The organism is Sporosarcina limicola (genome assembly GCF_014873855.1).
GTDB lineage: Bacteria > Bacillota > Bacilli > Bacillales_A > Planococcaceae > Sporosarcina > Sporosarcina limicola.
Genome location: NZ_JADBEL010000025.1, coordinates 18,294 through 31,383 on the forward strand (window position 1 = coordinate 18,294; position 13,090 = coordinate 31,383).

General features: G+C 40.0%; 16 protein-coding genes. 11 read left to right on the forward strand and 5 right to left on the reverse strand.

Annotation, left to right across the window (positions count from 1 at the left end; genetic code table 11):
* The first annotated feature begins 2 nt into the window (after positions 1-2).
* Entirely contained in the window at positions 3-479 is a 477-nt protein-coding gene (locus tag H4683_RS22465) for an excalibur calcium-binding domain-containing protein (RefSeq protein WP_420826574.1), read from the forward strand.
* Entirely contained in the window at positions 476-730 is a 255-nt protein-coding gene (locus H4683_RS16905; protein ID WP_192600004.1) for a DUF3006 family protein, read from the forward strand. The genes H4683_RS22465 and H4683_RS16905 overlap by 4 nt, the downstream gene beginning before the upstream one ends.
* A 364-nt stretch (positions 731-1,094) precedes the next feature.
* Here the strand turns inward: H4683_RS16905 and H4683_RS16910 are convergent, their stop codons facing one another.
* Positions 1,095-1,424 carry a YuzD family protein gene (locus H4683_RS16910; protein WP_192600005.1) on the reverse strand — a complete coding sequence of 110 codons (330 nt, stop codon included), beginning with the start codon at positions 1,422-1,424 and terminating at the stop codon, positions 1,095-1,097.
* Between the two features lie 85 nt (positions 1,425-1,509).
* On the opposite strand from H4683_RS16910, the gene H4683_RS16915 reads away from it, so the two are divergent.
* Positions 1,510-1,746 carry a NifU family protein gene (locus H4683_RS16915; RefSeq protein WP_192600006.1) on the forward strand — a complete coding sequence of 79 codons (237 nt, stop codon included), beginning with the start codon at positions 1,510-1,512 and terminating at the stop codon, positions 1,744-1,746.
* A 381-nt stretch (positions 1,747-2,127) separates the two neighbouring features.
* On the opposite strand, the gene H4683_RS16920 is transcribed toward H4683_RS16915, so the two are convergent.
* Positions 2,128-2,805, reverse strand: coding sequence for a DUF2225 domain-containing protein (locus H4683_RS16920; protein ID WP_192600007.1), 678 nt, complete (start codon positions 2,803-2,805; stop codon positions 2,128-2,130).
* A gap of 129 nt (positions 2,806-2,934) precedes the next feature.
* Here H4683_RS16920 and H4683_RS16925 point away from each other — a divergent pair, with 129 nt between their 5' ends.
* Positions 2,935-3,297: a HesB/IscA family protein gene (locus H4683_RS16925; protein ID WP_192600008.1), complete on the forward strand. Its 363-nt coding sequence runs from the start codon at positions 2,935-2,937 to the stop codon at positions 3,295-3,297.
* A 177-nt stretch (positions 3,298-3,474) separates the two neighbouring features.
* Positions 3,475-3,825, forward strand: a complete 351-nt coding sequence (locus H4683_RS16930; protein WP_192600009.1) for a hypothetical protein — start codon at positions 3,475-3,477, stop codon at positions 3,823-3,825.
* 474 nt (positions 3,826-4,299) lie between these two features.
* On the opposite strand, the gene H4683_RS16935 is transcribed toward H4683_RS16930, so the two are convergent.
* Positions 4,300-4,860, reverse strand: coding sequence for a GNAT family N-acetyltransferase (locus H4683_RS16935; protein ID WP_192600010.1), 561 nt, complete (start codon positions 4,858-4,860; stop codon positions 4,300-4,302).
* A 1-nt stretch (position 4,861) separates the two neighbouring features.
* Complete coding sequence (locus tag H4683_RS16940) at positions 4,862-5,917, reverse strand: transposase family protein (protein ID WP_192600011.1); 1,056 nt, start codon at positions 5,915-5,917, stop codon at positions 4,862-4,864.
* 458 nt (positions 5,918-6,375) lie between these two features.
* On the opposite strand from H4683_RS16940, the gene H4683_RS16945 reads away from it, so the two are divergent.
* The 3 genes from H4683_RS16945 to H4683_RS16955 all read left to right on the forward strand — a co-directional run bounded on the left by H4683_RS16945 (position 6,376) and on the right by H4683_RS16955 (position 8,601).
* The gene (locus H4683_RS16945) at positions 6,376-7,593 is read left to right on the forward strand and encodes an FAD-dependent oxidoreductase (RefSeq protein WP_192600012.1); all 1,218 of its coding nucleotides are present in this window, start codon (positions 6,376-6,378) and stop codon (positions 7,591-7,593) included.
* Positions 7,594-7,656: 63 nt separating this feature from the next.
* Positions 7,657-8,154, forward strand: a complete 498-nt coding sequence (locus tag H4683_RS16950) for an NUDIX domain-containing protein (protein ID WP_192600013.1) — start codon at positions 7,657-7,659, stop codon at positions 8,152-8,154.
* Positions 8,155-8,328: 174 nt separating this feature from the next.
* Positions 8,329-8,601 carry a YuiB family protein gene (locus H4683_RS16955; RefSeq protein WP_239027735.1) on the forward strand — a complete coding sequence of 91 codons (273 nt, stop codon included), beginning with the start codon at positions 8,329-8,331 and terminating at the stop codon, positions 8,599-8,601.
* Between the two features lie 211 nt (positions 8,602-8,812).
* Here H4683_RS16955 and H4683_RS16960 read toward each other — a convergent pair whose 3' ends face one another.
* Positions 8,813-9,289: a divergent PAP2 family protein gene (locus H4683_RS16960; protein WP_192600015.1), complete on the reverse strand. Its 477-nt coding sequence runs from the start codon at positions 9,287-9,289 to the stop codon at positions 8,813-8,815.
* 271 nt (positions 9,290-9,560) lie between these two features.
* Here H4683_RS16960 and H4683_RS16965 point away from each other — a divergent pair, with 271 nt between their 5' ends.
* From H4683_RS16965 to H4683_RS16975, 3 genes are all read left to right on the forward strand, one after another.
* On the forward strand, positions 9,561-10,958 hold the full coding sequence (locus H4683_RS16965; protein ID WP_192600016.1) for a PepSY-associated TM helix domain-containing protein: 1,398 nt from the start codon (positions 9,561-9,563) through the stop codon (positions 10,956-10,958).
* An 18-nt stretch (positions 10,959-10,976) separates the two neighbouring features.
* Complete coding sequence (locus H4683_RS16970) at positions 10,977-11,447, forward strand: FixH family protein (protein ID WP_192600017.1); 471 nt, start codon at positions 10,977-10,979, stop codon at positions 11,445-11,447.
* Between the two features lie 108 nt (positions 11,448-11,555).
* A complete protein-coding gene (locus H4683_RS16975; RefSeq protein ID WP_192600018.1) occupies positions 11,556-13,070 on the forward strand; it encodes a leucyl aminopeptidase in 1,515 nt (504 codons plus the stop codon).
* The last annotated feature ends 20 nt before the right edge of the window (positions 13,071-13,090 follow it).

Consider the following 13,090-nt stretch of genomic DNA (forward strand, 5'->3'; position numbering starts at 1 on the left):
GTATGATTCGTGACCACGGATCAGATACAGGCAGTTCAGCGGCGTTTATCAGTGCTGTAAAGCCGCAAACCGCAATACTTAGTTATGGCAAAAACAATTCATACGGACATCCACACTCAGCCGTGGAAAGTCGTTTGAAAAACGTTGGTGCTAAGGTGTACAAGACACCAATAGACTGCGATATTACTGTAACTACTGATGGTATAAAACATGCTGTTGCAAGTAGTTGTAAAGGTGCAGTGGTAAAACCTGTTGTTAAACCAGCTCCAAAGCCGGCAGTTAAAACGATACCAAAGCCTGTGCCTAAACCAGTCATTAAACCAAAACCAGCCATTAAACCAAAGCCAGCATCTTCAACACGCACGAATTTTAAAAATTGTACAGATTTAAGAACTGTGTATCCAAGCGGCGTGCCACAAGGTCATCCGGCGTATCAATCGAAAATGGACAGAGATAAAGAAGGGTGGGCGTGCGAATGATTAGAACAGGAAAATACACAGTAGAGTCTATTGAAAACGACCAAGTGAAATTACTGTCCAAAGAAGATGAGACTATTGCGGAGTTGCTGCCAGTTGAAAGTTTTTCTTTCGAGATAAAAGAAGGTGACATCGTTTCTGTTGAATCTAATGGAAGTGAATCAGGATTCGAAATCACTTTATTGGAAACTGAAACAAATGAAATGAAATCAAAAGTGGGTGATTTACTCGAAAAGCTGAAGAATAAAAAATGAACATGAAACAGCCACCACTCGAATGAGAAGGTGGCTGTTTTTGAGTTTCTTCTAAAATAAGTAAACCCTGTTGAAATGAAAAATGTCACACAGAAAGTCACATTAGTTTCACACGGAGTCAAAAAACATCACTAGTGAACGTGTAAGATGCAGTTGATATACCAATGGTAGACCTGTATTTCAAGACCGTTCATGAGTAGACGAATTGCTTCACATTCTACCACACTTATAAATGGCATAACGGATGAAAAACAGCCCTAATTTGCAAGTGCAAATTAGGGCTGTTTTCTTTCTCGATTACTAGAAATTGTTATCATCGAAGGAATACATAATTGTCTTAATCACTGTATCTGAAAAAAACACATTATGCTGTCGGTACAAATCCATGCTTTTCAAGTTCTGCAAAAACAGGCTTTAATTGAATATAACCTTCGCCGACCATTTCGCCCTCAATCATAACAAGTGGGTAGAAAAATTCATCATTACGCACCTGCTCTGCAATGCTTTGCTGTCTGTCATCTGAAAGGTCCGAATCGATATTGATATAGTCAATTTGGTAAGGCTGATTAGGATATTTCCGATCGATGGCGGCTTGCAACCATTCATACGTATCTTTGGATGAAGGCGCATTTACGCAGCTAGCACAGACGATATCTGCTCCGTATATTTCAATGTATACTTTGTTATTCTTCAATTTAAATTTCCCCTTCCGATTGATTATTGGATTTTTTCTTTCTTCCTGTTTATAATAAGTATAAGGAAAGGAGAGTTTAAAAACAATGACAGATACAACGATGACAGAATCCGTACAAGAAGTATTAGATAAATTACGCCCATTCCTCCTGCGTGATGGAGGCGACTGTGAACTTGTAGATATCGAGGATGGTATCGTCAAACTCCGCCTACTCGGTGCATGTGGCACATGCCCAAGCTCGACAATCACACTTAAAGCAGGGATTGAACGTGCTCTTCTTGAAGAAGTACCGGGTGTTGTAGAGGTAGAGCAAGTATTTTAACTTAATTCAGCAGAAGTCTTCCACTTCTATAAGTGGGGAGATGAATGCAAAATATGTAGACAATTCAGTGGGGGTTCAAACGCCGGCTAGATACTGTAGAACTCTGGTTAAGATTGCCGGAAGGATAGGTATCCTAAATCCGCCGCATCGCGCGGCAACGGATACATGACTAGGTTCCTGCTGGCCCCGGCAACAAAGAGGGATGAAGTTCAATCCCTCTTTCCTGGGTAACCAACATCCTGTTGGCCCAATGCTTCCGGCGGAGACATGGGATTTGTCAGAGGAATTTATCGAGCAAACTTGAAAAAAATCTGGGCGCAAATATGCTTTGACGTATTTGATTGGACCAAATGAAAGCGGGCCGAATTTACGGCCCGCTGTTTACTTTATTTTTTTTATTTCCTGCCAACGATCTCTTGCTATATTGATAATATGCGGCTCGGTCGATGTACGTTGACCTTCAATGACACGTGAAAGACTCCGTATAGCTTCCTCTCTGTCACCTATTTTCCAAGACAGTTCCGCGATTAAATACAGAACTCTTGATTCCGACATTTGTGTACCTACATAATCACCTTCGGAATATGATTGAGTATAGGAGTCCCTTGCGATTTTCAGAAAACGCTGCTCTTCTTTTTTATCACCTTTTTCACGGTATAACCAAGCAATTCGTAAAGTGATCCCTGCAATAGAAAGTACCTTCTCTTTTTTGAAACTAGCACTTAAGTAGGCTAGTTTATACGTTTCGATTGCTTCATTAACATCCCGCTCGGAGCCGAAGGATCTTCCATTCCATTTCGCTGTAATTTGTTTGGCTATCACTTCTTTTGTTCCAGGTGCAAAATAAGGAGTGAAATCATCCGTGTAAGAAAAACCACAATGAGGACAGACTGCCACATTATAATAGAGTGGATTTACATGTTGGTTTGAATAAACAGGTTTGAAGTCACTCTCATGTGATGACACCCGAACGAATCTTGAACGAACTTTAGTAGAAGTGAACTTTTTCTTGCAATTAATGCAATCCATATTTTTATCATAAAACGGTGTAATTTCCATTTTCATCTTCCTTTCGTACCACTATTAGTAGTATAACTTAAATGCTATGAAAAATGAGTAATTATGATTGCGTTGCGATTGATATCATTGATATGATATATAAAATGGAAAAAGGGATGGTGAACGCGAATGGAACAGGTTGTTGAAATTACAGAAGCAGCAGTATTTCACGTAAAAGAAATGATGAGCCATAACGAGGAAGAAGGTTCATTCCTACGTGTCGCTGTGAACGGTGGCGGATGCAGTGGATTGACTTACGGGATGGGGTTTGAATCCGAAAAATCGGAGGATGATTTGTTATTCATCCAGCATGACCTTCAAATTCTTGTTTCGAAGGAAGATGCCGGCATTCTTGAGGGGACGCAAGTGGACTATAAAGAGTCTCTAATGGGCGGAGGGTTTACGATAAATAATCCCAATGCCATCGCATCTTGTGGGTGTGGGACATCATTCAGAACGGCGAAAAAAGCTGGAACTCCGGCTGATTGCTGATGAAGTCAGCTTTGTTGAAATGTTGAATCAGGATTATGAATAACAGTAGAAATTGATGTTTACACAATCCCGAAATAGTGTAAACACAACCCTAAAATGATGTATTTGGGGTTGTAGATACCGAGCCTTTTTGATTTGTATGTTGCAAAACATAACAAATTGAGGAGGCTTTTTTGTATGGTTTTGAAAAAGAGAAAACGAACAGATGTTGGTAAAATAGCAATGGAGAAGGACTATCCGAAGATTAACTTTGAGCAAGCGATTGACCTTGTGGTTTCTGACAAAAGTGCGGAAGGTGTTAGACCACGCACTTTAAAGGACTATAAGAATAATTGGCGGTACTTTGTAAATTGGTTAGTGAAGAACTATGAGATTGAAACGGTTGACGAGCTAACGCCTCAAATTTTTCGTGATTATATCAACTACTTGAAACATGACGCAGTTCGTTATGAGGGGCATATATACATCAAAAAAATAGGTGGAGTGGAGTTTAAAGGGGGTTGCCGAAAATTCGGCAGACTCTTTTAGTCCAGTATTTCTAAGTCCTTCAATGTGAAGGGGTTAACAGGCGATAGGTCATCATCCTGTCGCTTTTTAATGTGAATCAGTATCAAAAATCAATCACTGTTACCGCAGGTGAGAAGCCCGATGTGAAAGCTACAAGAGGATTTAATGCTATGAGGTCATTTAGAAGCTAAAGCAATCGCTATGGAGCATAGAGAGCCTTTAGCTGATATGTATCTGGAACATTGTGAGGAACTGTTTAGCGTATTCCAAGAGCCTTCAAGTGCTTCGCAGGAGCTTGTATTGCCTTTATGGCTAAACAGGTTGATTCGATTCAACCACTAGCATTTGAGCGTTGAGAGCATAACAAAAGGACTTGCATACATGGAGTTTAATCATGCACGCAAGTTCTAGTCCTATTAAGCTAAAGTACTCGATAGTTTAAGTGTATTTTTTCACAAATAAAATGTAATCGTTAGTCGAACGGTTGAATTACCCTTAGAATTGATTCCAGTCTCTTTTTAATAAAGAAAAAGAGTAGTGGTCATAATACTTACCCCTAAATAAATGTTTATCTCTATAAATCCCTTCATTCTTAAATCCGAGCTTTTCTAATAAGTTTACAGAGTTAATATTTTTCAAAGCGACATATCCGTTAATTCTATTCAGTCCCATATTATTAAAGCCACTTTCAATTGCGCTTATCAATGCCTCTTTCATATATCCCTGTCCCCAATATTCGTGCCATAAATCATAGCCTATCTCCGCTATATTGTTTGTTCTGTCCCAATAATCAAATCCACACGTTCCGATTTGTTGTTGGTTATCATCTTTTTTGACTAATACCCATCGATTGTATCCTTTTTCTTCTGGCTTTGAGTTACATTCAACAAATTCTATCGAATCATTTCTAGTCGAAAATAATTCTTCGTCATATAAAAATTCACATACTTTTTCGTTGCTGAATAGTCGATAAATAAAGTCAATATCCGCATTGCCTACATTTCGCAAAATCAACCTGTCTGTTTCTAAATTAGGGAATTTTATATGTCCATTCATTTTAAGCGCTCCTTTTATAACTTAATTTAGGGTTAGTTGAAGTAATCTGCTCTGTTGTTTTAATAACTGAATAATCAGTTGCCTGATACAGTGTAACACGCTTACAAATACTGGTGCAAGTTGAACGTGTAAGTGTAGCAAGTTTATTTACCCATTTAGGCAGAAGACGATATTCCAGTACGTTTAATTTTCGATCCTTGTATGCAATTTCATTCACCCAACAAATCGTCTCACTTTGATTTTCTTTTTCAATCTTCTTTAATGCCTCAAATTCCCTCGCAATGCTTGGTATACTTCCTTCTTTGAAACGAATCATATAGTTCCATTTATACTGATCACACCGTTTAAATACAGGTTCACATGCGTAAAGACTATCAGCCAATAGGCAGATAGGTAAGCGGTTGTACGTTTTTTTTATTTTCTCCGCTAATCTATGAAATGCGTTTAACTCACAGTCCTGCTTATCAAAATCCTCCGATTCATTTTCAATGAACTCAGAGCCTATACTCAACACCATATTTCCCACAACCAGCTTCGCCTCCAGCACGTGGTGCATATATTCCACTTCGCCGGTTTCTTTATTTCTAAATACACGTTTCAAGCAGTGTTCACAATGCTTTTTATCAAAACAAAAAAGACCGGTACCGTCCACAATAACGCCCCAATCTTTGCCGTTTATCTTGTGATTATCAAAACATCTTTTCTTAAATAATTCCTTAATCATGTACGTTCGAATATTTTCTACTTCCACTAGATTTAATTCGGATAAGAAGTTATTGATTGTATCGTAATGGGGAAGTTCTTCCAGGTTCTTCAAGCCCAACACGGTTTGAAAGTTACTAATACACACTTCTTTGTTAAATTGATTGGTCATACCACGCATAGTTTCCGAATTACATACGTTTTTCAAAATCACCATCAACAGAAGCATATCGCAGCTGTAGGTTATATAGCTTTGATTTCTTGGATCTTTTACGCCTGTTAATTTCTTTTTTATGTCCTTAAAAAAGTTGCTGGATTTTCGCAAACTCGAAAAAATAGTTTGTCTCTTTTTCACGTTCCCCTTTTTCTTTTCTGGTCGTCATGATGAATTCCCCCTTAAAATGTGCAATATAACTACCTTTGCGTAGTTATATTATACCGTAATTAGGACATTATCGGTTCCGCTTTTTCCAACTATTATTCCGAAGAATTTTTACTCTTCAGGGCTGGTGGGACATCATTTAGAACTGCTAAAAAAGTAGGGACGCCTGCTCAATGTGATTGATTGATAAACCTCTCCTAGAACATAGCTAGGAGGGGTATTTAATGTGTCGATTGGACGCTTTGATTAAATCAGTATCTTCAGATATTTACTAATTCAATTATAGTATTGAAATACCGTACCGAAAGGGCTACTATTAGATATAGAAGTTTGTCTGAAAAATTGACAAAGGCCAGGACTGTGTAAATCGTCGGTGAAACCGATTTCATGTGGGCCCGGCACATAAAAAATCAAAGGTGGTTTCGATCTTCGTGAAAAGACCGACAATAGTAGTATTAGGTGCGGGTTACGGCGGGTTATCGACAGTCGTAAATTTGCAAAAATCTCTTGGTACGGACGTTGCTGACATCGTTCTTATCAATAAAAATGAATATCACTACGAATCAACATGGCTGCATGAAGCTGCTGCTGGAACAATGTCTCCTGAATCGGTGCGTTATGATATCAAAAGCGTCATCAATGGAGAGAAAGTGAAATTCATACAAGCAGAAGTTACAGGAATTGACGTTAAAGAGAAAGTCGTAACGACAGATGTCGGTACTCATACATACGATTATCTAGTTATTTCGCTAGGTTTTGAAGGAGAAACATTCGGTATTCCGGGACTTGATAAATATGCATTATCGATGGCAAATGTTAAAGCTGCACGTCAAATCCGTGAGCATATCGAATATCAATTCGCTACTTGGTCTCTTGAAGAGGAAAAAGACGACAGCCGTCTAACACTTATTGTGGGTGGCGCAGGATTTACTGGAATCGAGTTCCTCGGCGAACTGGGTAACCGTGTGCCTGAACTTTGTAAAGAATACGATGTGCCAGCTGAAAAAGTACGTGTCCTTTGCGTAGAAGCTGCCCCAATGGTTCTTCCAGGGTTCGATCCTGAACTGGTAGATTATGCAGTAAGACAATTGAAAGCTAAAGGAATCGAATTCTCAATAGGTACGCCTGTTGTTGAAGCAACTCCTGAAGGTGTTAACATTAAAAAAGGTGAAGATGAGTTTGAATTCATCAAAGCTCGCACGGTTGTTTGGGCTGCTGGAGTCCGTGGAAACCGTCTGATTGAGGAATCGGGCATTGAAAACATGCGTGCGCGTGTTAAAGTCGACAAAGATCTTCGTGCACCAGGCCATTCTGATGTGTTCATCGTTGGAGACTGTGCGCTTATGATTAATGAAGAAGTGAATCGTCCATATCCTCCAACTGCACAAATCGCAATGCAACAAGGTGATATGTGTGCGAATAATATCGTTGCTCTTTTGAAAGGTGAACCAACCTCTGTGTTCACTCCTGATTTAAAAGGTAGCATCTGTTCACTTGGTGATGATGATGCAATTGGTGTTGCATTTGGTAAAAAGATGACAGGTAAAAAAGCTTCATTCATGAAGAAAATGGTTGATAACCGTGCTCTCTTCCTTATTGGCGGAGTTGGTCTTACGTTGAAAAAAGGTAAATTCAACCTGCTTAAATAAAACATTTTTCAAGCACCTGCCTGTCCATTGACGACGGTAGGTGCTTTTTAGGAGGTCGAATCCATGTCTGATAATAAGCGTGGTGATATATGGCTTGGTGCTTCAGGTCTTGTTATTAACAGCGAAGGGCAGTGGCTCGTTGTGCGCAAAACGTATGGTGGCCTTAAAGGGATGTGGTCCATTCCGGCGGGCTTCGTTGATGGGGGCGAGACAGCGGATTGTGCAGCCATCCGTGAAGTAAAAGAGGAAACAGGTATCGATTGTCGATTAGAAGGAATGATCGGCTTTCGTACGGGCGTTTTGAATGGTGAAATTAGTGATAACATGGCAATATTTCATCTTGTTCCAACGGTAGAAGGGCAAGTTTTTGTAGCCGATCAAAGGGAAATAGCTGAGGTAGCATGGAAAACACCAGCCGAGTTGAAGGTAGATAAAGATGTTTCAACCTTACTTTACGAAATTGCTGAAAAAGTGATTGAGTCGGGATTCGCAGAAATCGTAAATATCAACCCTGGTGACCAATTCGGTTATACAGCCTATAAAATGTTTTTCAAAAAGTAGGGCATAGATAGAACAATCATCCGCTTTAGCAAATTCGACAAATTTCCGAATTGGTCTTGTTCTATTGAAAGCTTTTATTTGTTCATGTAAAATAATGAATGGAAAGTGGAGGTAGTCATATTGCAAACTATTTCATTGACGGAAATCGTCTTATCCATACTTATTTTCATTGTTATGTTTTTTGGGATCGGATTTCTATTGAATATGCTTCTTCGCATGACTTGGCTGATGGCTATCATCTATCCGGTTGTAGTCATCCTCATTATCGACGAAGTGAGGCTATACGAATACTTTACAAAGCCGAAATATGCATTCCAACTTCTTGGCGAAAAAATCATGGCACTCCATACTGTGGATGTAGTCATTTTGGCAAGCGGGCTCGTTGGTGCAATCATTTCGGGGGTTGTCAGTAAGATATTAAGGAAACAAGGGTACCAGATGTTTTGATAAAAGGGTCTGTTCAAGCATTTACATATGCTTGAACAGACCTTTTTTTAAAAGACACAAAAGTATAAGTTTTTTCTACTTGGATTGGTGTCTAGACTCCAGGCGCCAACCCCTCGGGTCATAAGCCGTTTTGCTGTTTTGCTGAAGTACGCTTCCCTGCAAACCGTCTTATGCCTGTCGGGGCTGGACGGGCGCCTTGCGTTTTTCTTATTTACACGATGAACGAATAGATGATAACGGAGATGATGATTCCGGTTACCGCACCCGCAAACACTTCACTTGGTTTATGGCCGAGCAATGTTTTGAGTTCCTGGATTTTTTGCTGACCATCCTTCTGTTGCCATCCTTTCGCTTCTTGTATGAACGTCTGGAAATCCAAACGCATTTGATTGATGATTAAAGCTTGTTGCCCCGCTTGATAACGGATTCCAGTCGCATCGAACATGACGATAACAGCGAAAATGGCAGAGATGGCGAACAATGGGGAATTAAGACCGGATTCGTAGGCGATTGCTGTTGTAAGGGCGGTGACTGCAGCTGAATGCGAGCTTGGCATCCCGCCTGTCGATGTCGATAGTTTCCAGTCAAGCTTGCCATTAAGAAAGTAATGGATAGGGATTTTAACAAGTTGTGCAAAAGTAATCCCGAATAATGCCGCAAGGAGCGGGGTGTTTTGAAGTATGGCCATGTTTAATCCACTCCTTTTCTAAACCATGAATTGTATGCTTCAAGTATATCATACCCAGGTATTATGAAAATCTACTATATGATTTTTTAAAAAATATAAAAAATGGCCTTCATTCTTCTCTCACATTTGAATGGTAATTTAAGTATCTAATCTTGAAATAGTTCAAAGTTTTTTACACATCTTAATAATAAAGGTTCGTAAAGAGATTTAGTGTGTTTCTGAGACAGCTAATAGATTAGATTATTCAAGAGAACGAGGGAGAGAAGTTTATATGGAAGTAGTTAAGGCTGATAAAAATGAACAGAAGGAAAAACAGAGTAAAAAGCAGGTGAAAGTTTCACTTTTTCAAATCGTTTGGAGATGGCATTTTTACGCAGGTCTTATTTTTGCCCCGTTTCTTATCATTCTTGCTGTTAGTGGATCAGTGTATTTATTTAAACCTCAAATTGAGTCAACGCTTTATAAGGACTTATATTATATACAAGAAGAAGGTTCATCAACCTCAAATCCTAGCGCTCAAGTAGCGAATGTAAAGGGAATCTATCCAGAAGGCATAGTAACATCGTTAACATTCCATGATGATCCGACTAGAACAACTGAAATCAGTTTAATGGAAAATGGCCAAACATCCTCAGTTTTTGTAAATCCCTATAGCGGGGAAGTAATGGGTTCATTGAAAAAAGAGGAGAAATTCACAGAGATTTTCAAGAAGCTCCATAGTGAATTAATTGTTGGCGGTACTGTTGCTAATCGATTAGTAGAACTAGCTGCATGTTGGGCTGTCATCTTGCTTATAACGGGTCTGTATATCTGGTGGCCGAGAAATAGATCCTCAATTTGGGGGACCATTTTACCGAGGTTTAACAAGAAGGGGAGAACTTTTTGGCGAGATATGCACGCCGTACCAGCATTTTGGTTGTCGCTGTTTATTTTAATCTTAATTGCAACTGGACTTCCTTGGTCAGGAGTTATGGGCGAACAAATAAAACGACTTGCAACTTCAACCAATACTGGCTATCCACCGTTCGCGCATAGTTTTGGAGAAAAACCAGAGTCCATTATTAAAACAAAAGATGTAGCAGAAAATGTTCCTTGGGCGACAGAGAATTTAACGGTTCCTGCCTCTAGTAGTAATGACTATCTGCCTTTATCTCTCGAAGATGTTACTTTCATTGCCAAAAACGAGGAAATAGGGAAACCTTATACATTATCTATGCCAAAAGGTGAACAAGGTGTTTATACGATTGCTACATCTCATACAAAACCAGGAGATAACGCAACGTTGCATGTAGACCAATATACGGGTTCCGTTTTAAGTGACGTCCGCTTTGCCGATTATGGGATTATGGGGAAAGGCATTACGATGGGAATTGCTTTGCATGAAGGACGGTTGTTTGGACTAGCCAATCAAATCATCGGGCTACTTGTTTGTCTGGGGTTAATCGGGTTGGTAATTAGTTCGATTATTATGTGGAGTAAAAGAAAACCTAAAGGGAAGTTAGGAGCACCTGCTAAACCAAAAGATGAGAAGGTAACTAGAATTGTGTTCTGTATTATGTTGGCGATGGGAATTCTGATGCCCTTAGTTGGTATTTCTATTCTATTTGTATTTATTGTAGATCGTTTCATTTTATCAAAAATAAAATCATTAAAAACTTGGCTAAGCTAAGACATTGGGGGAAATAAAGTGAATAAGTTACTAGGAAGTAGTGTAATGATTTTCATGTTGCTAGTTATGTCGGCTTGTACAGCCAATACGACTAATCCATCTAATACAGCTCAATTAGTCGGGGTGGAGATTTTGTTGAATGAAGAAATTTCTCCAAATCAGGCAACTGAATTGAAGGTGCAAATAACCCAGGGACAAGAGAATGTGGAAGATGCAGATGATGTGCAGTTCGAAATATGGAGGGTAAGTGGTAAGGACCCTAGTGAAATGAGTAAAGCACAGCACGAAAAAGATGGCGTATACTCTATCAAAAAAACATTTCAAGATAATGGCGTATACTATGTGCAAGCCCATGTTACGGCTCGTGACATACATGTCATGCCTAAAACAGTAGTAATTGTCGGCGATGTATCTGAAGAAGAGTTGAATTCCATTAAAGAAGTACCACAAAATAAAGAGAAAAATCATGAACACGGTCATGATCACTGAATTTCTTCCGTTTTTGTAAACTTGAAATTTCGGATTCCGAACGAATTCCTCCTAACGACTGAAATTTTCGGTTATAATGAAGTTGTATGAAAAAATGGAGGTAGTCAAATGAAAACAATTATATCGGAACCGAATTTCAACAACATTGAAGCGGATGTCCTTATCATCGGCGTTCCCGAACATCCTGAAAATGTGAAAGGCTGGGATGGGTTTGTCAGTTCTTTCAGTGCACGTTTGCCGGAATGGATCAAGTCTGGGGATGTAAAAACAGGATTTAAAGAAATTGTGAAAATGCCTGCAATTGATGAAAAAGGATATAACCGCGTTATTTTCATTGGCCTTGGCGCACAGAAAGCATTGACTGAAGAACGACTACGTCAAGTCTTCGCGGCAATCGGTAAAGAGCTTGCAACTGGTAAATCTTCTACCGTAGCAATTTGGACAGCTCCTTTTAGAAATGACAAACTGTCATGCGGAGACGTTACCTTCGCAGCATCCGAAGGTATCGGAATGGGTATTTATCGTTATGAAGGGTATAAAACGAATTCAAACGACAAGGATGTCACACTCGAAACAGTATATTTCCTTTCAAATGCCGATGAGGATGAATTGAAGGCGGCATTCGAAGTAGGGAAAGTGCATGCGCATGCTGTCAATGAAGCACGGAATCTTGTCAACATGCCACCGAATATTTTGACGGCAACGAAAATGGCGGATTACGCACGTGAACTTGCAGAACAATATGATTTCGAAATCGAAGTGCTTGGTAAAAAAGAGATGGAAGAACTCGGAATGGGTGCCATTCTTGCTGTCAATAAAGGGTCAGTAGAAGAGCCGAGATTAATCGTCTTGAAATATGCTGCAACAGACAAATGGGAAGATGTTGTCGGCCTTGTCGGAAAAGGGATTACATACGATACTGGCGGGTATTCATTGAAACCGAAAGATGGAATGGTCGGCATGAAGGGTGACATGGGTGGAGCTGCTGCCGTTCTTGGCGCAATGAGAATCATCGGGGAACTTCGTCCAGCGAAAAATGTCATTGCGGTCATAGCGTCGACAGATAACATGGTTTCAGGCGAAGCCTTCAAACCGGATGATGTTATCACGTCCCTAAGTGGCAAGACAATTGAAATACTCAATACGGACGCAGAAGGACGTCTCGTTCTTGCGGATGCAGTTACCTATGCTAAACAGTCCGGTGCTGACTACTTGATTGACGTTGCAACACTTACAGGTGGCGTCATAGTCGCACTTGGTAAGGATAAGACAGGTGCGCTTACGAATAATGAAGGATTCTTTGAAGAATTCATGCATGCGTCTATGGAAACGGGTGAATTTGTTTGGAGACTGCCGTTGACGGAAAACGATAAGAAGAGGATTCGTAAAAGTGATGTCGCAGATTTGAATAACTCACCAGGCCGTGATGGTCATATGATCTTCGGTGGGGGTTTTGTGGGAGAATTTGTAGGAGATACACCTTGGATCCATTTAGACATCGCAGGCACGTCTGACGCTGCTTCTGCGCATGATTTAGGGCCGACAGGTGGAACGGGCGTTATGGTACGTACATTGGCGACATTCGTCGAGCGTATGGCGGATGAAGATATAAAAGTGAACTAGGCGATTGCCCCTATCCCAAC